Annotated in this window: 14 protein-coding genes and 1 pseudogene; 9 read left to right on the top strand and 6 right to left on the bottom strand. The window is 70.7% G+C overall.

Annotated features, from left to right (window positions below; genetic code table 11):
• Positions 1-98 precede the first annotated feature (98 nt).
• The 4 genes from IEY79_RS24705 to IEY79_RS24690 all read left to right on the top strand — a co-directional run bounded on the left by IEY79_RS24705 (position 99) and on the right by IEY79_RS24690 (position 5,939).
• The gene (locus IEY79_RS24705) at positions 99-2,498 is read left to right on the top strand and encodes a HAMP domain-containing protein (RefSeq protein ID WP_229701093.1); all 2,400 of its coding nucleotides are present in this window, start codon (positions 99-101) and stop codon (positions 2,496-2,498) included.
• Between the two features lie 6 nt (positions 2,499-2,504).
• On the top strand, positions 2,505-4,304 hold the full coding sequence (pgsB, locus tag IEY79_RS24700) for a poly-gamma-glutamate synthase PgsB (protein ID WP_229701092.1): 1,800 nt from the start codon (positions 2,505-2,507) through the stop codon (positions 4,302-4,304).
• Positions 4,301-4,783 carry a poly-gamma-glutamate biosynthesis protein PgsC/CapC gene (locus IEY79_RS24695; protein ID WP_189109791.1) on the top strand — a complete coding sequence of 161 codons (483 nt, stop codon included), beginning with the start codon at positions 4,301-4,303 and terminating at the stop codon, positions 4,781-4,783. The genes pgsB and IEY79_RS24695 overlap by 4 nt, the downstream gene beginning before the upstream one ends.
• Before the next feature lie 73 nt (positions 4,784-4,856).
• The gene (locus tag IEY79_RS24690; RefSeq protein WP_189109790.1) at positions 4,857-5,939 is read left to right on the top strand and encodes a C40 family peptidase; all 1,083 of its coding nucleotides are present in this window, start codon (positions 4,857-4,859) and stop codon (positions 5,937-5,939) included.
• A gap of 39 nt (positions 5,940-5,978) precedes the next feature.
• Here IEY79_RS24690 and IEY79_RS24685 read toward each other — a convergent pair whose 3' ends face one another.
• Complete coding sequence (locus IEY79_RS24685) at positions 5,979-7,814, bottom strand: DUF8823 domain-containing protein (RefSeq protein WP_189109789.1); 1,836 nt, start codon at positions 7,812-7,814, stop codon at positions 5,979-5,981.
• 199 nt (positions 7,815-8,013) lie between these two features.
• Positions 8,014-10,812 carry a hypothetical protein gene (locus tag IEY79_RS24680; RefSeq protein WP_189109788.1) on the bottom strand — a complete coding sequence of 933 codons (2,799 nt, stop codon included), beginning with the start codon at positions 10,810-10,812 and terminating at the stop codon, positions 8,014-8,016.
• Between the two features lie 201 nt (positions 10,813-11,013).
• On the opposite strand from IEY79_RS24680, the gene IEY79_RS24675 reads away from it, so the two are divergent.
• The 4 genes from IEY79_RS24675 (at position 11,014) to IEY79_RS24660 (ending at position 15,285) form a co-directional block, all read left to right on the top strand.
• Complete coding sequence (locus IEY79_RS24675) at positions 11,014-11,733, top strand: GOLPH3/VPS74 family protein (RefSeq protein WP_189109787.1); 720 nt, start codon at positions 11,014-11,016, stop codon at positions 11,731-11,733.
• Positions 11,734-12,034: 301 nt separating this feature from the next.
• A complete protein-coding gene (locus IEY79_RS24670) occupies positions 12,035-12,892 on the top strand; it encodes a helix-turn-helix domain-containing protein (protein ID WP_189109786.1) in 858 nt (285 codons plus the stop codon).
• 185 nt (positions 12,893-13,077) lie between these two features.
• Complete coding sequence (locus IEY79_RS24665) at positions 13,078-13,287, top strand: DUF397 domain-containing protein (RefSeq protein ID WP_189109785.1); 210 nt, start codon at positions 13,078-13,080, stop codon at positions 13,285-13,287.
• 414 nt (positions 13,288-13,701) lie between these two features.
• The gene (locus tag IEY79_RS24660; protein ID WP_189109784.1) at positions 13,702-15,285 is read left to right on the top strand and encodes a sodium:solute symporter family protein; all 1,584 of its coding nucleotides are present in this window, start codon (positions 13,702-13,704) and stop codon (positions 15,283-15,285) included.
• Positions 15,286-15,491: 206 nt separating this feature from the next.
• Here IEY79_RS24660 and IEY79_RS24655 read toward each other — a convergent pair whose 3' ends face one another.
• Both IEY79_RS24655 and IEY79_RS24650 read right to left on the bottom strand, forming a co-directional pair.
• Entirely contained in the window at positions 15,492-16,607 is a 1,116-nt protein-coding gene (locus IEY79_RS24655) for an ADP-ribosylglycohydrolase family protein (RefSeq protein ID WP_189109783.1), read from the bottom strand.
• A 117-nt stretch (positions 16,608-16,724) separates the two neighbouring features.
• Entirely contained in the window at positions 16,725-19,361 is a 2,637-nt protein-coding gene (locus IEY79_RS24650; RefSeq protein WP_189109782.1) for a bifunctional FO biosynthesis protein CofGH, read from the bottom strand.
• A 97-nt stretch (positions 19,362-19,458) separates the two neighbouring features.
• Between IEY79_RS24650 and IEY79_RS24645 the strand changes: the two genes are divergently transcribed.
• On the top strand, positions 19,459-20,094 hold the full coding sequence (locus tag IEY79_RS24645) for a hypothetical protein (RefSeq protein ID WP_189109781.1): 636 nt from the start codon (positions 19,459-19,461) through the stop codon (positions 20,092-20,094).
• 114 nt (positions 20,095-20,208) lie between these two features.
• On the opposite strand, the gene IEY79_RS24640 is transcribed toward IEY79_RS24645, so the two are convergent.
• Together IEY79_RS24640 and IEY79_RS24635 are read right to left on the bottom strand one after the other, a co-directional pair.
• Positions 20,209-21,546, bottom strand: a complete 1,338-nt coding sequence (locus IEY79_RS24640) for an FtsX-like permease family protein (protein WP_189109780.1) — start codon at positions 21,544-21,546, stop codon at positions 20,209-20,211.
• 3 nt (positions 21,547-21,549) lie between these two features.
• Positions 21,550-21,780, bottom strand: a pseudogene (locus IEY79_RS24635) (hypothetical protein); the annotation flags it as partial.

Genomic DNA, 21,780 nt, shown 5'->3' with positions numbered 1-21,780 from the left:
AGACTTGCGAGTCGGACTCTTCCGGCTGGGGCTGTTTCCCGCGCGCCCGCACGCACGCACAGCACCCGCCGATCACGAACATCCGAAAGGGAACGCTCATGGCCGCTTCGCCCGCGAAGCGACGGCACAAGGTCCGCAGACGGGCCGACATGTCCCTACTGGGCGGCATTCGCCCGCCCATCGCGGTCCTGTCCGCGCTCCTGCTCTCCCTCGCGGGAATCACCGCCCTCGGCTTCGGCCGTGCGAGCGAGGACTCCGTCCCGAAGGCCGTCATGACCTCCCAGGCGCACTTCGCCGAGGACGGCGCCGTCGCGATGCGCGCCTCCATCGACGAGAGCGCCGCGGACCTGGCCAGGACCGCCGGACTGTTCAACGCGGGTGACCCCGCCCAGCCGGACGCCGTGGTCGACAAGATCGGCAGCGTCTACCAGAAGTGGGTCGGCACCGCCGTCGTGGAGATCTCCTCCGGCCGGATGCTCGCGGCCCGCGGCGAGAACGTGCCGGTCTCCGCGATCGACACCTCCAAGCTCTCCGAGAAGGGCGGGCTCAGCCCCCGTATGGTGCGCCTCGCCAACGGCGAGACCCGGCTGCTCTCCCTTCAGGTGCTGTCCTGGAAGGGACAGCCCCAGCAACTGCTCATCGCCTCCAGCAGCCTGCGCTTCCCCGGTATAAGCCTCGGCAAGTTCCGCTCCATCGCGGTGATCGACAGCACCGGGCGCATCCTCAGCAGCGACGGCATCCCGGAGAGCGAGCAGGTCCTCACCGAGGACCAGCGCACCGGCGTCGCCCGCTCCGAGAAGCAGCTCAAGGCGTTCGCCGAGGTCGCGGCCAAGCGGGCCAAGGAACACCCCCTGAAGGTGAATGAGCCGGGCGGGGGCGGCTACACCGGCGTCAGCGGCAGCCTGCGCGGCGATCTCTTCGAGGGCGACCGCGCCATCGCCGGTTACGCGGCCCTCACCGGCCCGGAGCCCGGCAAGGGCACCGTCGCCACCTCGCTCGGACTGACCGTCGTCGCCATGGTGGACGTCGCCGAGGACCCGACACGGGTGACCGACCCGCTGTTCGGGCTGCTCGCCGCCGGTGCGCTGCTGCTGATCGGCGCGCTGGCCGTGGGCGTCCTGCTCGGCACGGTCCAACGGCCGCTGCTGCGGCTCTTCCTGGAGAGCCGGCGGCTGACCCGCGGCGATCTGACCCGGCCGGTCCGCACGCCCCGCTTCGGCGAGGCCGCCCGGATCGGCGACGCGCTGGAGCGGCTGCGCCGCCAGCTGCTCGGGGAGCGCTCCGACGCGGACGAGGCGACGTCCGGCGGCCCCGCCGCACGGCCCCGCCGGGGCCGGTTCGGCGCCCGCGCCCTGCTCGCGGTCTGCGGCATCCTGCTGCTCGTCTGGTCCGCCCCGATGCTGCTCCTGCTCAACCGGGCCGACGCCACCGCCGTCGTACCGGAACAGGTCACCAACGACCAGCGTGAGCGCACCGACACCCTCTCCGACCGGGTGCGCCGCTCGCTCAACGAGGGTCACGCCGACCTGATGTCCGTCGCCGGTCTGCTCGGCGAGCGGACCTCGCCCGAGGACATGACGAAGGTCCTTGAGCGCACGCGCACCGACCACTCGCGCTACCGCTCGCTGTACGTACGCGACGCGGACGGCACCATCGTGGCGCGGTCCGGCGAGTCGCCCCGACTGCCCGACACGCCGAAGGACGAGGGCGAAGGCGCGGGCACGGGGGCCGGCGAGGACGCGGCGAAGGGCGCCGCGGACGACGGCAGGCCGTTCGCCGACCCGATCACCGTCCTGAACGACTCCGGCACCGAACCCGTCATCGCGAGCTACGCCGAGCTGCCGGGCCGTGACGGCCGTTCGGTCGTCGGCGAGTTCCGTATCGACTTCATCAACTCGCTCCTCAAGCGGCCGGGCCTCGGCTCGATCCGTGTCGTCGACGCCGAGCGGCGCGTACTCGGCGGCAACACGGGCTATCTGGCCTTCGAGGACCTGCCGTCGTCACGCCTTGACGAACTGGTCGCCGGCACCAGCCAGAAGACCGGCGTCAGCGCCCGCGCGGGCGCCGTCGTCTACCGCGACGGCGGCGGCGTGCAGGTGGCCGGCGCGGCCCCGTTCGTCGGCGGCGGCGCCGCCAAGTCGCTCAACTGGAGCGTGGTGAGCTGGCAGCCGGCCGCCGGGCTGGCGATCCCCGAGTACAGCCTCCAGAACCGCACCGTGCTGGCGGGCCTCCTCGGCATCACCGCCGCGGCCGCGTGTCTGGGCTGGCTGCACATCGTGGTCGTACGGCCGCTGCGCGAGGTCGCCGAGCAGGCCGAGTCGCTGGCGGGCGGCGACCGCCGCACCGTGCTCTACCCGCGCCACCACGACGAGGTCGGCGCCATCGCCCGCTCCCTGGAACTGCTGCGCCAGCAGGTGCTCGGACAACGCAAGCGGGACGGCGCGGGGGCGACGGCCCCCGCCGCCGCCCCCGCGCAGGCACCCGCCGGAAGGAACTGACCGACCGTGCTCTTCCTCTACACCGTGCTGCTGGTGTGCGGCGCGTTCCTGCTGGTCGCCGGCGTCGTCGAGCAGCGCCGCCACTTCACCAACCTCAACCGCATCCCCACCCGCGTGCTGGTCAACGGCATCCGCGGCAAGTCCTCCATCACCCGCCTCTGCGCGGGCGCGCTGCGCGGCGGCGACCTGGTCACGGTCGCCAAGACGACCGGCACGGCCGCCCGCTTCATCCACCCGGACGCCACCGAGGAACCGGTCTACCGGAAGTTCGGCATCGCCAACGTGGTGGAGCAGATCGGGATCGTACGGCGCGCGGCGGCGTACAACCCGGACGCGCTGGTCATCGAGTGCATGGCCGTCATGCCGGCCCTCCAGGAGATCAACCAGTCGAAGCTGATCCGCTCCACGATCGGCGTGCTGTGCAACGTCCGTGAGGACCATCTGGCCGAGATGGGGCCGACGCTCGACGACGTGGCGCGCTCGCTGTCGCGCTCGATGCCGGAGAACGGCATCTGTGTGACGGCGGAGAAGGAGCGCTTCGACATCCTCCAGGAGGAGGCCGACGCGCGGAACTGCCGGCTCATCTACGCGGACCCGGAGACGGTCAGCGACGAGGAGCTGCGCGGCTTCAGCTGGTTCACGTTCAAGGAGAACGTGTCGATCGCGCTGAAGGTCGCCGAGCTGATGGGCGTGGAGCGCGAGACGGCGCTCCAGGGCATGTACGACGCGCCGCCGGACCCCGGTGTCCTGTCGGTCGAGCGGTATCTCACGCCGGACGGGAAGCGGCTGCGGTTCGCGAACGTCTTCGCGGCGAACGACCCCGAGTCGACGCTGATGAACATCAACCAGCTGCTCGACCTGGGCGCGATCGCCCGCCCGCTGAACGTCGTCATCAACTGCCGTCCCGACCGCGTCGAGCGCAACGGCCAGATGGGCGAGATCGTCCCCGACCTCCAGCCGGACCAGGTGTTCGTCATCGGGCACCCGGCGAAGAGCGCGATCGACGCGATCCCGGCCGACTGGCGCTCGCGCGCGGTGGACCTGGGTGGTGACAAGCGCGACCCGGAGGACTTCATGCGCGAGCTGCTGGAGCGGCTCGGGCTGGACTCGTCGCTGGTCGCGATCGGCAACATCCACGGTCAGGGCGAGCTGCTGCTGGAGCACCTGGCGGAGCTGCCTGCGGACGAGACGCCGGACCCGGACCCGGTCCCCGGCCGGGAGCCGGCCCCGGCCCGCGCCGCGGCGTCCACTCCGGCGTCCGTTCCCAGTCCCGCGCCCGTTCCGCCGCCGGACCCGTCGGCGGACGCGGCAGGCTCGGACGCGGCAGGGGACCCCGCCGCGACGGCGGCGCTGCCGGTGGTCGTCCCCGTACAGACCCCCAGGCGGCCGGCCGAGCCGGGCACCGAGCTGGTGGCGCGGCTGACCGCGCGGCCGCCGGGTGCGCCGGCCTCCCCCGCCGAACCCGCCACACCCGCCGAACCCGCCAACCCCGCCGCCGGTACGACACCGGCCCCCACGCCCGCCCCCGCGACACCCCGAGCGACACCGCACGCCGCTCAGCACCCGCGCCACGAGGACACGTTGGCGCTCCAGCGCTACTCACCGCACATCGACCCGTTCCAGCCCTACACCGAGGCCTACGAACAGCGCTACCAGCGGCCGGCCCGGCCCCGCGGCCCCTTCGAGCCGGTACGGATGCCGACCGACGCGGCGGACGAACGTGAGCCCGACCCCCAGCAGCAGCCCCCGTACGGCCGGAGTCCGCAGCCGCCGCAGACCCCGCAGAATCCTGGAGAACCCCGTTGATCCCCGCAGTCCTCACGCCCGAGATCGCCGCCATAGGCATCGGCCTGGGCCTGATGTTCTCCCTGATCTGCTATCTGACGACCAATCTCTCCCCCGGCGGCATGATCACGCCGGGCTGGCTGGCGCTGACCCTCGTCGAGGACCTCCAGCGCGCCGCCATGGTCGTCGGTGTGACCGTGCTGACGTACGTGAGCACGCTCCTCGTCCAGCGCTTCGTGATCCTCTACGGAAAGCGGCTCTTCTCCGCCGTCGTCCTCATCGGTGTGCTCCTCCAGGCGACCGTGATGATCGTGCTGTCGCTGGAGTTCCCCCTGCTGTACGCGAACCAGACGCTCGGCTTCATCGTGCCGGGCCTCATCGCGTACCAGCTCGTCCGCCAGCCCAAGGGGGCGACCGTCCTCGCGACCGGCACGGTCACGCTCATGGCGTACGTCGTCCTCACCGCCGGCATCCTGCTCGGCGCCCTGCCCACCACATGAGCGGCCTGAGAGGGACACCCCCTCGAACCGCCCACGTGCCCGAGATTCCTGGACCCTCCGGAGCTGACCTCTCATGAGTGCCAAGGCCAACAAACGCGGCGCCCGCCGTTTCCTGCACGCGACCACCGTCATCGCGCTGCTCGCCGGCAGCGCGTATCTGACCGTCGAACTGCGCAAGGACGAACAGGCGAAGGCGCCCGCCGTCCAGGCGATCACGGACACCCCGGACCTGACGTCGGCCGGGGACGCGCGCAACGGCGAGCAGAAGTGGGAGCGGCTGAAGAACCCCGACCGCTCGGTGCTGCGTTCCGGCAAGGGGGCCGTGCTCGCGACCTTCACGGACGGCGCGCGCACCGCGACCCTGACCGGGCCGAGCCGTACGTTCTCCGAGCCGACGAGCACCCAGTCGCGGGTGGTGACCGAGAACTGGGTGCGGCTGATGCCCGAGCCGTGGAAGAAGGACGCCGAGAAGGAGCAGTGGTTCAAGGACTGGTTCGAGGAGTTCTACGGCAGCGAGGAGGACGACCTGTTCGCGTACGCCTTCCAGTACGTCGAGGGCGCCCCGGTCAAGGAGGACGGTGAGGGCACCCCGTACGCGGGTGACGCGGACTTCGGCCCGATCAACCCCGAGGGCAGCGTGGGCGCGGACTACCGGCTGGAGGAGTCGGACTTCTACGACTACCTGGGCATTCCGTACACCTTCCGCGACGGCACCACCATCCAGCCGGAGCAGAAGCGCTACCGCTCCATCGACTGCTCGGGCTTCATCCGGACGGTCTTCGGCTACCGGGGCCGGTTCCCGCTGATGGCCGACGACAAGACCGGTGACGGACTGCCGCGTACCGCGAACGGCATGGCGCGCTCGGGGACCGGCACGGACATCATCAAGCTGACGGGCAGCGCGCCGTTCGAGCGGCCGAAGTCGATCAGCGTTCTCCAGCCGGGCGACCTGGTCTTCTTCAAGCTCGACGCGCGGACCAAGGAGCGGCTCGACCACGTCGGCATCTACATGGGCGTCGACACCGACGGCCACCAGATGTTCGTCTCCAGCCGTGAAGAGGTCAACGGACCGACGATCGGCGACACGGGCGGCACGTCACGCCTGGACGGCAACGGCTACTACGCGAAGACGCTGCGCAGCGCGAAGCGGCTCTGACGCGACCGGACCGGGAGGAGCCGCGGTCGGCGGGCGCGGTCAGCCCTCGTCGCGCAGCTCCTCCGGGCAGGGTGTGCCCGGACGGAGCTGGTACGGCGCCGCGATCCGGTACGTCCCCGGGCGCGGGGCCAGCAGCTCGGTCCACTCGTCGCCGTCGGTGTTCTTCTCCGCGCGGAACAGACAGCCGTTGGGGTTGGTGAACGTCTTCGGACCGTCCTCGTCGGTCTTGGACGCCTCCGTCTCCTCCGGGCGGTCCAGGCTCTCGCCCTTCTCGTCCACGACGGCCAGCCAGCGCGAGTACGGGATACGGATCAGCACCCGCCCGGCGGACTTCACCTCTATGGTCAGCTCGTCGGCCGACGCCCGCAGCACGTCCGCCGGCGGGTCGGCCAGCGGCATCGGGTCCTGGACCTCGTAGAGCTGCCAGTTGGCGTCGCCCCACAGGTGGTTCAGATAGGGCAGGCCCCGCTGTACGAGCTCCGCCTCCTGGTCCGCGCCGTTGTCGGGCCGGCCCTTGGGCAGCACGACGTAGCGGACGGCCCAGCGGTCGAGCCAGGCGCGATACGTGTCGTCGGTGAGGCTGTCGTCGTAGAAGAGCGGGTTGCGCTCCATGTCGGCCTGCCGGTTCCAGCCGCGGGCCAGATTGACGTACGGCGCGAGCGCGGAGGCCTCGCGGTGGCTGCTGGCCGGGACGACCTCCACCCGGCCGCGCTCGGCGCCGACCTCCTGCAACTCGTTCACCAGCGGTGCCAGTTCGCGGGTCCAGGACGCGGTGGGCGCGGTGCGGATGATGTCGTCGACACCCTTGAAACCGATCCAGAAGTTGAGGGCGGCGAAGGCCAGCAGCAGCGCGTACCACTTGCGTGAGCGCGCCGCCGTGTACGGCAGCGCGGCGAGCAGCACCACCCCGCCGACAATCATCGCCAGCCGCGACACGTTGGAGCCGATCTGCGAGTCGATCGCCCAGGTCAGCAGTGTCCCGATGCCGTAGACGGCGGCGGCGGTGCGGACGGTGTGCCAGTCGCGCGGCACCAGGAAGAAGGTGGCGACGGAGAAGATGAACGGCAGCGACGCGGTCCCGAGCGACATCGGCTGTGTGCCGGAGAACGGGAAGAGCCAGGCGGAGAGGGCGACGACAGCGACCGGGGCGAGGCCGACCGCGTACGCCCCCGGCCGCCGCTTGTTGAGGAAGAGCGCGGCGGCGACCACTCCGAGGAAGAGCCCGGCCACCGGGCTCGCCGCCGTGGCGAGGCCCGCGAGGGGCGCGGCGACCACTGCCTTGGCCCAGCGCTTGTAGCGCCAGCGGTGGGGCCAGCAGAAGACGGCGGCGACGGCGCCGAGCGCGAACATCGTGCCGAGACCGAAGGTCACACGGCCGGAGAGCGCGTTGCAGAGGAAGGCGAAGACGCCCGCGAACGAGCAGGCGAGCGGATTCCGGACGGCCTTGACGCGGTGGAGGATCAGCGAGGTCAGGGCGGCCGAGACCGTCCCGACGATCATCATCGTCGTACGGACGCCGAGCAGCGACATCAGGTAGGGCGAGACGACGCTGTACGAGACGGGGTGCATCCCGCCGTACCAGGCGAGGTTGTACGCGGAGTCCGGGTGGCGGCCGACGAACTCGGCCCAGGCGTCCTGCGCGGCGATGTCACCGCCGCTGTTGGCGAAGAAGAAGAACCAGAGAAGGTGGACGATCCCGGCGACCGTGCCGGTGAGCAGGACGGGGTGGCGGAGCACACGGCTGCGCAGGTCCTTGGCGGGGGTGGGGGCGGCGGAGTCCGGCTGCCCCGCGGTTTCGCCGTCGGCTCTCTTCCCCGCCGCCCCTGGGGGCGTGGTGGAGTTGCCGTCGGCGCGCGTCGGCTCAGCGGTGGTCACTGCGACTCTCCCCGTCTCACCGTCAGCCCGGTGTGCCGGCCCCCCGGGGTCTGTCCGGCCCTGGAGGTGTAAGGACGCCGTCCCCGCGTCCTGAGTTGCCTGGCAGCCCTTTCTCGGACGCTAGCACGCGTCCGGGCGCGGGGAGGGCGCCGGTTCCGGCGCCCTCCCGTGCGGTCGTGGGCGGAATCTGCCGACCGGGTCAGCCCACCCGCGTCAGCTTGTCGGTGAACGACGGCTCGGAAACGTCGCTCTGAAGGGCGACGGCCACCTCGACCTGGCTCTTGCCCTCACCCACGGTGAGCGTGCCGACGTGCGTTCCGGCGGCGGCGGCGTGCGGCGGGGTCTTGCCGCCGTCGGTCAGTTCGAGCTTGACGGTGAGGCCGGACCAGCCGACGGCCTTCACGTCCTCGGTGGCCACGACGGGCGTCGTCCCGCCCATGCCGTTGTCGACCTCGCCGACGACAGCGCCCTTCTTCACTATCGTCGCGCCCTCCAGTTCGTCCTGCGTCGCGAGCATGACGTCCTTGCTCACCGCGTTGACGGTGTCGATGATGGGCGACTTGTGCTGGCCGAGAACCGCCCCCACGATCAGCTGGTCGGTGTCGCCGACCATCTGGTGCGCGGCGAAGAGGAGATTGCCGCCGGCCTTGGTGGTGGAGCCGGTCTTGATACCGAGGGCGCCGTCGTACGGGACGAGGGTGTTGTAGTTCCGCCAGCTCTTGCCCGACGGGTCCGTCCACTCGGGCAGCTTGGTGATGTCCATCAGCGCCTCGATCTCGACGAGCTTCTGGCCGAGCTTCACCTGGTCCTCGGCGGAGCTCACGGTCGTCGCGTCCAGGCCGGACGGGTCGGTGTACTTGGTGTTCTTCATGCCGAGGTCCGCGGCGGTGTCGTTCATCTTCTTGACGAACGCCTCCTCGGAGCCGTTCGCGTCCCAACGGGCGAGCAGGCGCGCGATGTTGTTCGCGGACGGAATCATGAGGGCGGCCAGCGCGTCGTGCTGGGTGAGGGTGTCGCCCTCCTTCACGGTGTTGAGGGTCGACTCACCCTGCGCGTCGAGCCCGCCGTCCTCCTCGGCCTTGGCGTCGACCTTGATGGACGGGCCCTTGGCACCCTTCTTCAGCGGGTGGTCCTGGAGGACGACGTAGGCGGTCATCGCCTTGGCGACGCTGCCGATGGGCACGGCCTTCTGCTCCCCGAACGAGTCGACCGTGCCGAGTCCGGTCGCCGCCATGAAGCCCTGGCCCTCGCCGGGCCACGGCAGCGCGGGCTTGTCGCCCTCGAAGGTGAACGTGGACTTCGCGGTCAGGTTCAACGAGGGCGCCGGGAGCGGGCGCACGGCCTGTACGACCGCAAAGATGATCAGTACGAGTACGAGCAGCGGCGTCCAGATCTTGACGCGCCGGACGACGGTACGGGTGGGGGTCTCGGGCGGCGCGGGCTTGTTGGTCAGCTCGGCGAGCAGATCGAGAGGCGGCAGCGGCGGCATGGGCTGCTGCCGCGTCCGCTCGGCCTCGGCGACGGCCTGCCCGGAGGGCGCCCCGACGGGCTGCGCGGGCGCCCGCACGTCGTCGGCCCGAAGGGGCACGAATTTGCTGGTGCGCTCGGCGGGGGGCTCGGCCGGGGGCTGCGGCGGGAGCTTGAGCATGGCGGTGGGCTGATCGACCGCGGGCCGCGTGACGGTCTTGAAGACGGCGGTCTTCCGATCAACACCGGGCCCGTCGTCACCGCCGCCGGCCCCGACGCCCGCGGAACCGGCCTCCGGCTCGGCGGGCGGGGCTGCGGGCTTGGCGGCACCGTGGGCCTGCTTCTCGGCGGCTTCGGCCTTGGCGGCCGCGGCTGCCGGGGCGCCGGACTTCGGCTCGGGAGACGCGGCTGCGGACTTGGCGGCCGTGGGGTAGGGCGCCGGCCCGGCGGGACCGCCGGTTCCCGGCTTGCTGTCGGCGGCGTCAGCCCCCGCTCCCAGCGTCGCCTCCGGAGCGTCGGACGCCGCGCCACGGCGCTTCTCAGCTTCCGGCCCGGAAGCGGCCGGAGCGGCGTCGGACTTCGAGCCACCCGCCGACACAGCGGCAGCGCCACCGGCCCTCGCGGCACCGCCGGTTCCCCGCTTGCCGTCGGCGGCGTCAGCCCCCGCTTCCAGCGTCGCCTCCGGCGCGTCGGACGCCGCGCCACGGCGCTTCTCGATGTCGGATTTCGACTCACCCGCCGGGACGGACGGCGTCTTCGGCGCGCTGGACGCATCCCCGGGCTTCGCGCCACCGCCGGTTCCCGGCTCGGCAGACGCCGAGTCACCCCGCTTCTCGGCTTCCGGCTCGGCAGTGACCGACGCGCCATCGGACTTCGACGCGGGCGCGGCGCCCCGCCGGGCTTCCGGTTTGTCGGCAGCGGTGTCAGGCGCCGGGACGGCGCGCTCTTCGGCATCAGGCCCGGAAGTGGCCGGGGCGGCCCCGGACTTCGCGCCGCCCGGGGATTCCGGTTCGGGCTCCACCGTCTTGGAAACACCGGGCCTCGGCGCGGCGGGCCCGGCGTCCGGGCCGGACTTTCGTTCGGCCGCGGCTCCCGGTTCGGCCTCCGGCGCCCGGAAAACGGCCGTCCTCCGGTCGGCGTCGGCTTCGGCCTCCTCCGGCGCGGCGGGCGTCTCGCCACCCCGCGTTTCCGGCTTCGCCTCCGCGACGTCGGCCTCCGGCTCGGACGGGCCCCGCGTCGAAGGTCCCTCAGGAGCCGTCACACGCGCCCCAGCGGCCTCAGGGGCCTCAGAGCGCCCCGACTCACCCCGGACCGTGAAAACGGCCGTCGCGCGGTCGCCAGCGGGCTCCGGCGTGTCCGCCGCGGAACCGTCCGTCCCCGGCGCCGCGTCCTTGGCCGTGTCGGCGCCGCCCTCCGCCTCCCCGGCAGTGGCATCCGACTCCCGGAAGACCGCGAACCTCGGGTCCTGTTCATGAGTCGCCTCCCCCGACGACTTCCGCTGCTCCGACTTGTCGGGGGACTCGCCCGCCACCGTGCCTCCTCATGCGTGTGCGGCGCGTCGCGTGCTCCGCCGCACTCTCCGAACCGATTATCAGTGTCCTGTGTGAAACCACAGCCCAAGCGCAAGACGAGAACGACATACATAACGGTTCCCGTACAAAGCGACCAGGCACTCTCGACAGACCAATGTGAGAGGGGTCACCCTGTCATTCATCCACGCGGGGAGGCATGGATGGGCAGGAGCCGCAGAACAATTCCGGAGGAGCTTCTGCTGCTCGCTCTGGACCCGGCCACGGGTACCACAGCGCAGCCGCAGTCGCTCGACCTCGGCCTGGCCGGAGCACAGCTAGTAGAGCTGGCTCTGGCAGGACGGATAGCCCCTGACGGGGATCGTATCGCCGTGGTGATGCCACGGCCGACCGGAGATCCGACTCTGGACTCCGCGCTGGAACTGCTGCGCAGACGTGGCAGTCCGGTTCGCGCAGTTCACTGGATCGGCGGGCCCCGATTGGGGCTCCGTCAGATTTACCTCTCGCATCTGGAGCGGTGCGGCATGGTTCATGCCGTCGCGGGCCAGATGTGCGGAGTTCTGCCGACGACTCGCTACCAGGCGACGGAGACGGCGATCAGCCGCGACATCAGGTCACGGCTGGACAGTGCGATCCGCACCGGCGTACCGCCGGACCCGCGGACCGCGGCGCTCGCCGCACTGGCCCACGCGGTCGGACTGGGCAAGCACCTGTACCCCGGTAACGAGGGGCGCTCGTCGCGCTCCCGGCTCCGGGATCTGATCAGACACGACCCCATGGGCGGTCTCGTGGCGCATGCCGTGATGGACGTCCAGAACGGTGTGGCCGCTCAGCCACGCCGTAACCCCGCACCGGGAGGCCGACCGCCGGCCGTACCGATGCAACCGCAGCGCGGCGGCATGGCCCGCGTCGCGGCGCACTGAGAGCACCGACAGAACACCGAGAGAGCACGGACACGCCAGCACGCGGGTATCCGAATCCGCCGCGCCGACGTCCCCAGAGACCCGGTTCGGGAGCCGCAAGAGACGCGCGGGGTCCAGCCGTACAACCGGCTGCCCCCGCGCGTCGCGCGCCCGGATACAGATCCGGCGGCGACGTGTCCACTTATCACGACCGCTTTCTTCTCTGTGCCTGTTTTCCAGCGCAGTTGACCCTATCGGTGGCAGTCTGCTGAGACGTAGACACACAGAGCTACGCAGTTACTCAGCAGGAGGTGCCGTTTCCGTGGCGTCCAGTGTCAATCCCACCGTCAGGCGACGCCGATTGGGCCAGGAGCTGCGCCGGCTCCGCGAGGTCAAAGGCATGACGGCCGAGGAGGTGGCGGAGCGCCTGCTGGTCTCCCAGTCGAAGATCAGCCGTCTTGAGAACGGTCGCCGTTCCATCAGCCAGCGCGATGTCCGCGACCTGTGCGGTGTGTACGAGGTCGAGGACAACCGCATTGTCGACTCGCTCATGCAAATGGCCAAGGACTCGCGCCAGCAGGGCTGGTGGCACGCCTTCGGCGATATCCCGTACAGCGTCTACATCGGCCTGGAGACGGACGCGGCCTCGCTGCGCGTGTACGAGCCCCAGGTCGTGCCCGGACTGCTCCAGACCCGGGGCTACGCGGAGGCGCTGATCACCGGCGCGCTCCCGGAGACCTCGCCGGCGGATGTCGAGAAGCGCGTCAGCGTACGGGTGCGCCGCCAGGAGCGGGTCAACGCGCCGGAGCAGCCCCTGCGTCTGTGGGCCGTGATCGACGAGTCGGCGCTGCGCCGCGTGGTCGGCGGCAGGCATCTGATGCGTGAGCAGCTGGAGTTCCTGGTCGAGCTGTCGCAGCTCCCCCATGTCACGGTGCAGGTTCTGCCGTTCGAGATGGGCGCCCATCCGGGCATCAGCGGGCATTACGCGATTCTTGAATTCCCCGACGCCACGGATTCGAGCGTGGTGTACATCGAGGGCGTCACGAGTGATCTTTATCTGGAGAAGGCGAACGACGTCCAGAAGTACAGCGTGATGTATGAACACCTTCGCGCGCAGGCGCTGAATGCGGACCAGACCCGCGAGTTCATCTCGGACATCGCCAAGGGATACGCCCGTTAAGGGCAGTTAAGCAAGGTCGGGGCGGCAGAATACACCCGGTGGACTCGCATCGGAAGAGTCCACCGGGATATCCCATCCGGTCGAGTGAACGTCCGCCCCACGCGTCCATCCAGGCTAGTAGCGTCGATCTTGCCAGCAAGAAGTTGGCGTATTGACACCACTTGCTGAATCGGAGCGAACCGAACATGGCAATTCTTCAGGGCGCCACGGACACCTGGACCAAGTCCTCGTACTCCGGCGGAAACGGCGCATGCGTTGAAGTCAAGTCTCCCGTCGTGCGGGCGATTGACGTACGGGACTCGAAGGCCCCCGAAGGTCCCTCGATCACCTTTGTCCCGGGATCGTGGACCACTTTCGTACAAGAGATGAACCGGGGCGCTTTCGACCTCGGCTGAGCCCTTCGCACCACCGCGTCACAGCACGGAATGAGCCCTCTCGACCTGTCCGCCGTCCTGGCCGAGGGGGCTCGGCCATGCCCTCACTTCACACGAACTCCCTCTCGGCCGCACGGGACCCGCATCCCGTGCGGTCGTTCCTGTTGTTGCCGTGACTCCTGCCGCATCTGACGAAGTGCCCGCCCATCGTGTGGTTCCCGTCACGTTCACGACAACGCCTAGCAAGGTCAAGAACCGGTAAAATCGTTCGGCTTTCTGATCCGTGTTCACATTTATGACCGCTGGAACCCTTGACCCGCTGCCGCGAGTAGCGGTTCAATCCCCGAAGTCCCCGCTCCCGCACGGGGGCGCCGCTGACCGGACGTACTGGCGGAGCGCACCAACGTTCACAAGGCGGACCCCTGGAGGGGGCACATGAACAGTCTCGACTGGACCGTGCTCATCGGATACTTCGGTGTGATGGTCGCGATCGGCGTCTGGTCCCACAAGCGCGTGGGCGACGTCCACGACTACTTCACCGCCGGCGGCAAGATGCCGTGGTGGCTTTCCGGCATCTCGCACCACATGTCCGGCTACAGCGCGGTGATGTTCACCGGTTACGCGGCCATCGCGTACACGTACGGCGTCACGTCGTACGTCACCTGGTCGTTCCCCATCGCCATCGGCATCGCGATCGGGGCCAAGCTCTTCGCTCCGCGGCTCAACCGGGTGCGCTCGCGGCTGCATGTCTCGTCGCCGCTCGAATACCTGAAGAACCGCTACAACCTGCCGACCCAGCAGGCGCTCGCCTGGTCCGGTGTGCTGCTGAAGATCGTGGACGTCGGCGCCAAGTGGGCCGCCATCGCCACCCTGCTCTCCGTCTTCACCGGTGTCTCGCTCAACATGGGCATCCTGATCACGGGCGCGGTCACCGCGGTCTACTGCACCGTCGGCGGTCTGTGGGCCGACGCCCTGACCGAATTGGGCCAGTTCATCATCCAGTTCGTCGCCGGTATCGCGATGCTCGTCGCCGTCCTGGCGGAGCTGGGCGGGTTCAGCAGCCTGTGGAACGTCTGGGACGAGCCCGAACTCCAGGGCCACACCGAGCCGCTCGCCGGGCCCTACATGATGGTCTTCCTGATCGCGTACCTCTTCATCAAGACCTTCGAGTACAACGGCGGCATGTGGAACCAGGCGCAGCGCTACATGGCGACCGACTCCGCCAAGTCCGCGACGCGCTCCGGCGCGCTGTCGGCCGTGCTGTGGCTGATCTGGCCGCTGGTGCTGTTCTTCCCGATGTGGGTCGCGCCGGTCCTCATCGACACGGACGTACCGGCCGACAGCTACGCGCTGATGGCCGAACAGCTCCTGCCGCACGGTCTGCTGGGCCTGGTCATCGTCGGCTTCTTCTCGCACACGATGGCCATGTGCTCCTCGGACGCGAACGCCATCGCGGCGGTCGTGACCCGCGACATCATGCCGGCGATGTCCCGCAAGGTACGGGAGTGGGACACCCGGGTCGGGCTGCTCGCAGCCCGCTGGACGACGCTGCTCTTCCTCGGTCTCTCGATGGCCATCGCGACGCAGGTCAACTCGCCCTTCTTCGGCGACATCATCACGGTCGTCATCAAGTGGGTCGCCGGACTCATGGGGCCGATCGCGATCCCGCTGATGCTGGGTCTGCTGCCGTGGTTCCGCAAGAGCGGGCCCACCGCCGCGCTGATCAGCTGGGCCGTCGGTCTGGTCACCTTCTGGCTGGTCAACTACCCGATCAGCTGGAACGTGGACGGCGGAGTGCCGCTCCAGTACCAGGTGTCGATCCCGCTCGCCGTCTCCCTCGTCCTCTACGTCCTGATCGGCTTCATCAAGCCGGAGGACACCCCGGAGCGGGACGCCGTGCTGGAGAAGATCAACAACGACGACGACGGTTCGGACGCGCTCGCGGCGGCGGTCCCGGTGCCCGCGCCGGCCGCGTCGGGCGACGCGAAGCTGCGGGGCCGTGAGGGCGCGGACGGCTGACGCGGTGCCTCTCGGCCAGGTGCCGGGCCCGGACTCGCGTCACCGGGCCCGGCGCCGGGGGGCCGGTTCGTCCTCAAAGGCCGGACGGGCTGCGACTTTCCAGCCCGTCCGGCGTCTGAGGACAAGCGCCAGCACCCGCCAGGGCGGGTCCGCGAAGTAGCGCCGTACCCGGCACCCCGGACCAGGCGGGACTTCACGGATACGCCCTAGCCCCGCGGATACCGCGTCAGCCAGCCCGACGCCGTGACCGCGGGGCTGTGCAGCGCCGGGCCCTGTGTCATCTCCATCGCGAAGTCGTCCGCGATCTCCAGGAGCGTCGGGCGGCCCTCCAACTCGGCCAGCCACGCGGGCGGCAGGGCCGTCTCCCCGTGCATCGCGCCGAGCAGGGCGCCGCAGAGCGCCCCGGTCGCCGAGGACGGCCCGTCGTGGTTGACGGCCAGCCGCAGGCCGTGGCGTACGTCCTCGCCGACCAGCGCGCAGTACACGGCCACCGCCAGCGAGTCCTCCGCCGCCCGGCCCTCCGCGAGCACCGCGACCCGGCCCGGGGTCGGGATCCCCTGCCGTACGGCTCCGAGCGCCTGCCCCAGCGCGTCGGTGACGGGCTGGTGGCCGGGCCGGTGCGTCAGCAGGGCCAGAGCCCGCTGCACGGCCGCGTCGACGCTCTCGCCGCGCGCGACGCCGTGCACGATCACGGCGAAGGCACCGGCCGACAGATACGCGGTGGGATGGCCGTGCGTCTGCGCCGCGCACTCCACGGCGAGCTGGCACACCAACTGCGGCTCCCAGCCGACCAGCAGCCCGAACGGCGCCGAGCGCACCAGCGCGCCCGCGTCGCGCGCGGTCGGGTTCTTGGGCTTCTCCAGCGTCCCCATCACTTCGTCGCCCAGCCCGGTGAGGCAGGAGACGGACGGGTCCCGGCGCGCGTACAGCCACTCCTCCTGCGCGAGCCAGCCGTTGTCCTTGCGGCGCTCGTCCGGTCCCCAGTCGCTCTGGGTGGCGGCCCAGCGCAGATACGCGCGGTGCACGTCCGTCGGCGGGTGCCAGGCTCCGGTGTCGCGCCGGACCTGGGCGCGGATGAGGCCGTCGACGGTGAAGAGGGTCAGCTGGGTGGCGGCGGCGACCGCGCCGCGCCGGCCGTAGGCGGGGGCGAAGTCGGTGACGCCATCGGCGCCGTGCGCGGTGCGGGTCTCGTCGAGGGTGAGCGTGTCGACCCCCGCTCCCAGCGCGTCGCCGATCGCTCCCCCGAGCAGGCAGCCACGGACGCGGCTGCGGAAGTCCTGCTGTTCCGCCCGGCCCCATATGGCGGTGGCTGGCCTGTTCACGCGTCCCTCCCTCCCGATCCGTGCAACGCGCTCTGGCGCAGCACTGTAATCGAACGGGAACGGACGGTTCTGCACGGGCGGCCGGTGGCCGGTCCGTCCCCGGCCACCGGCCCACCGTCACTCCGCGGGCAGCAGCGGCAGCAGCTCCGGCAGGTGCCCGTCGGACGCCGCCGCCGCCCGTACGCGCTCCTCGGGCACCTCGCCGTACAGCGTGGTCCGCGGCCTGGCCGGCCGGCCCGCGGCGTCGGCGATGGCGATCAGGTCCTTGACCGAGCGGTACGAGCCGTAACTGGAGCCCGCCATACGGGAGATGGTCTCCTCCATCAGCGTGCCGCCGAGGTCGTTCGCGCCGGAGCGCAGCATCTCGGCGGCGCCTTCCGTGCCGAGTTTCACCCAGCTCGTCTGGATGTTGGTGATGTACGGGTGGAGGAGGAGCCGGGCCATCGCCATGACCGCGCGGTTGTCGCGGGTGGTCGGGCCGGGGCGGGCGATGCCGGCCAGATAGACCGGCGCGTTGGTGTGGATGAAGGGCAGCGTGACGAATTCCGTGAAGCCCTCGCGCCCCGCCTCCAGCGCCTTGCGCTGCATACCGGCCAGGGTGCGGAAGTGCCCCAGCCAGTGGCGGGGCTGGTCCACATGGCCGTACATCATCGTGGAGCTGGAGCGGATGCCCAGCGAGTGCGCGGTCTCCACGACCTCGATCCATGTCGCCGTCGGAAGCTTGCCCTTGGTGAGGATCCAGCGCACCTCGTCGTCCAGGATCTCGGCGGCCGTGCCCGGGATCGAGTCGAGCCCGGCCTCCTTCGCGGCGGTGAGCCACTCGCGGATCGGCATCCCGGTGCGCGACGCGCCGTTGACGACCTCCATCGGCGAGAAGGCGTGCACGTGCATGCCCGGCACGCGCTCCTTGACGGCGCGCGCGATGTCGAAGTACGCCGTGCCGGGCAGATCCGGGTGGATGCCGCCCTGCATGCAGACCTCGACGGCGCCGACGTCCCACGCCTGCGCGGCGCGGTCGGCGACCTGGTCGAGGGAGAGGGTGTACGCGTCGGCGTCCGTACGGCGCTGGGCGAAGGCGCAGAAACGGCAGCCGGTGTAGCAGACGTTGGTGAAGTTGATGTTGCGCGTGACGATGTACGTGACGTCGTCGCCGACCACCTCGCGGCGCAGTTCGTCGGCGATCCGGGTCAGCGCGTCGAGCGCGGGTCCGTCGGCGTGCAGCAGCGCGAGCGCCTCGTCGTCGGTGAGCTTCGTCGGGTCGGCGGCGGCCTGCTTCAGCGCCTGTTTGACGTCGGTGTCGATGCGCTGGGGCACCATGCCGGGCGCGGCGGCCTCCCGCAACGCGTCCCAGTCGCCGTACACGTGGTCGAAGTCGTCGCGCCGGTCGCCGGTGCGGCCCTCGGTGTCGATGGTGCGGTGCAGATCGGTACGGCCGGTGGCGGTGAAACCCTCGTCGGGCTCCTGCCACGGCAGCCCGGCCGGCTTGACGCCTTCGCGGGCGAGCCCGGTCGCCGGGTCGGCGAGCGCCCGCACGTGCGGCATCACACGCGGGTCGAGCCAGGGCTCGCCGCGCTGAATGAACTCCGGGTAGATCGTGAGCCGTTCGCGCAGCTCGAACCCGGCGGCGGCGGTGCGCTCGGCGAGCTCGTCGATGTGCGGCCAGGGGCGCTCGGGGTTCACATGGTCGGGGGTGAGCGGTGAGACGCCGCCCCAGTCGTCGATGCCGGCGCCGATGAGGAGCGCGTACTCCTCGTCCACGAGGTTGGGCGGGGCCTGGATCCGGGCCGCCGGGCCGAGGAGATGCCGGGCGACGGCGATCGTCGCGGCCAGCTCCTCCAGCTCGGCGTCGGGCATGGCGCGCATCGCGGTGTCGGGCTTGGCACGGAAGTTCTGGACGATGACTTCCTGGATGCCGTGGTAGGCGCGGGCGGTGCGGCGCAGTTCGAAGAGGGAGTCGGCGCGTTCCTCGTAGTTCTCGCCGATGCCGATCAGGATGCCGGTGGTGAAGGGGACGTTGGACCGGCCCGCGTCTTCGAGCACCCGCAGCCGTACGGCGGGCTCCTTGTCCGGGGAGCCGTGGTGCGGGCCGCCGGGCTCGGACCAGAGGCGGGTGGCGGTCGTCTCCAGCATCATGCCCATGCTGGGAGCGACGGGCTTGAGCCGCTGGAAGTCGGTCCAGCCGAGTACGCCGGGGTTGAGGTGCGGCAGGAGGCCGGTCTCCTCCAGGACGCGGATGGCCATGGCCCGTACGTACGCGAGGGTGTCGTCGTAGCCCTCCGCCTCCAGCCACTCCTTCGCCTCGGGCCAGCGGTCCTCGGGCCGGTCGCCCAGCGTGAACAGCGCTTCCTTGCAGCCCATTTCGGCGCCCTCGCGGGCGATGGCCAGGACTTCGTCGGGCGACAGATACATGCCGTGGCCGGCGCGGCGGACCTTGCCGGGGACGGTGACGAACGTGCAGTAGTGGCACTTGTCGCGGCAGAGGCGGGTCAGCGGGATGAAGACCTTGCGGGAGTACGTGATGATCCCGGGCCGTCCGACGGCTTCGAGCCCGGCGTCGCGGACCCGCGCGGCGGAGGCGGCCAGGTCCTTCAGGTCGTCGCCGCGCGCCTGGAGCAGAACGGCGGCCTCGCCGACGTCGAGCGCGACACCGTCCCTGGCGCGTTTGAGCGCGCGGCGCATGGAGTTGGCGGTGGGAGCGGAAGGGGAGGGGGAGCCGGAGGGGTGGCCGGAGGGGGACGTGGCGCTCGTCGTCATATCTCCGAGCATACGAGCGGGGTCCGACGATTCCGGGGCGGAGATGAGTAGGTGAGCGGATGCCCACATTCGGTTCTCCGGGAATAACTTCGGTCATATGAATGACGCCAAGGGCTTCAAGGACCTGGACGGCTCGGCCGGCACCGGGGGCGGTGCCGTGAAGCGGGGCGTGGGGATCGGGTGCGGGCTGCTCGTGGCCGTACCGGTACTCGTCGTACTCGGCTTCCTCGTCACGTACGGGGTGCAGCGCGGTACGCCGGAGGAGTACGAGCGCGTCGGCCCGGAGGAGATGGCGGACCGGATCGGCGCCGTCTCGGACGACGCGTACGGGGTGCTGGACTTCCCGTACGCGGACCTGGAGTCCGGCATGGCGAGCGAGTCGCTCTGTTACCCCGGCGGTCTGGAGAGCGTCGCCGACGAACCGGTCGAGGGCGCGTACAGCCTCTCGGAGGTGTGGGAGGTCGACGGTGTGACGGAGGCCGAGGCCGCGCCCGCGCTGAAGCGGCTGCACCGGCATCTCGGGGAGGAGGGCTGGGACATCGAGTCGTACGAGAGGTTCGACGGGGCGTACCGGCCGGCCACGACGGCCGGACCGGCGGAGAGCCTGACGCTCCGTGCCTCGCGGGAGGGCCCGTCCGACGACGGTGGTGACACCAGGCTCCTCTTCGAGTGGCGGGACGGGGGGCGGTTCACCGGCTCGGTCGCGTCGCCCTGCGCGTACGACCCGTCGTAGGGGAACTGGCCCCACGGGAAACGGTCGTCCGGGAAAGCCCGGAGGGGCAGTCGCTGTGCGCGACTGCCCCTCGGCGGCTTTTCCTGTCGGTGATGTGCTGTCCGGTGCGTCATGTCAGGCGGCCAGTGCCACCGCCTCGACAGCCGGGGTGCGCAGGCCGCGGTAGGCCGTACCCACGCTGGTGACGATCGTCGCGACGGCGCCGATGCCCACGACGGCCAGCCAGATCCCGAGGCTCTGGTCCGGGACGGCGGTGTCGGTGCGGACGATGCTGAAGGAGACGATCCCGGCGATCGCCGACAGCGTCGCGAAGAAGACCCCGAAGACCGTCAGGATGAGCGATTCGAGACTGATCATGCCCAGGACCTGACCCGGCGTGGCGCCGGTGAGACGCTGCTGGCCGAACTCCCTGGTGCGGTAAGTGGTCGCCGCGTAGAGGCTGTTGACCAGCATGATGCAGGCGAAGATCACGATGATGCCCGCGATCACGAAGTTGAGTGTCTGCACGCTCATGTCCTCGCCGGACCGGGTGAGGCCGGCGGCGTCGGCCGCGTCGTTCTCGATGACCTGCATGTAGAAGATGGCCGTGGCGATGCTGATGAAGAGGATCAGCGGCATGAGCACGCTGGAGAGCTGCGCGGCGCGCTGGCGCATGTTGTGGATGGTCAGATAACCGCTGGCGCCGAAGACCAGGGTCAGCGGCTTGGCCAGGGCGCCGAGCAGGATCCGCAGCAGTGCGGGCGAGAGGATCGCGAAGCCCGCGGCGAGCAGGATGGCACCGTAGCCGGGGGCGGCCATCAGCGCGACGTCCGTCTTGTCCATGGCGAAGGTGGAGCCGACGGTGCCGGCACCCAGGAGCAGGGCGGCGACTCCGGCGAAGGTCTTCACCCGGCCGCGGGACTTGCGGCCGCCGGCCGCTTCCTTGGTCGCCCGGCGGACCGCGAGGAACGCGGCGCCGACGGAGGTCAGCAGGGTGACGGTCGCACCGAAGGTCAGGGCGATCGCGCCGAAGGCGTGGTCCACACCGGCGGCGACCTGGTCGGTGTCCTTGAAGACGTTGAGCAGCTGCTCGCCGCCGATCATCGCGGGCACGATCGCCAGCAGCGTTCCGGCGATCCCCACCACGGCGGCCTCGAAGACCACCATCCGCTTGATCTGCGCGGGGGTCGCCCCGCTCCGGCGCAGCAGCGAGATCTCCTCGCGGCGCTGGCGAACGTTGACGGTGAGCGTGGAGGCGATGGCGAAGAAGACGAGGAGGGCGCCGTAGCCGCCGACCACGTTCGCGGCGGTGGTGATGGACTCCTTGCTGAGACTGTCGATGCCCGGAGCCGCGGCCGTGTCGTGCATCGAGCTGAAGGTCATGATGACCGCCGCGCCCAGGAAGGTGGAGAGCAGGGTGGCGATGAAGCGCCCGGGGCGCCGGCGGATGGAGCTCATGGCGAGAGTGAACATGTCTCAGACCCCCGCGTAGGCGTTGGTGGCGAACCGGGCGGCCGAGCCGGTGCCCGGCTGGTTGACGGTGTCTCCGAGGTGCGCGAGGCGCTCGGCGACGGCGTCGACGGTCGGCCGGTCGATCTGCCCGGCCAGGCGGCCGTCGGCGAGGAAGATCACGGAGTCCGCGAAGGAGGCGGCGACCGGGTCGTGGGTGACCATGACGACGGTGCGGCCGTGGATGCGTACGGTCTC

It is taken from the genome of Streptomyces camponoticapitis (assembly GCF_014646115.1).
GTDB classification, from domain to species: domain Bacteria; phylum Actinomycetota; class Actinomycetes; order Streptomycetales; family Streptomycetaceae; genus Streptomyces; species Streptomyces camponoticapitis.
Note: the sequence above shows the minus strand (reverse complement) of the source record. Positions and strands in the feature narration are given on the sequence as shown.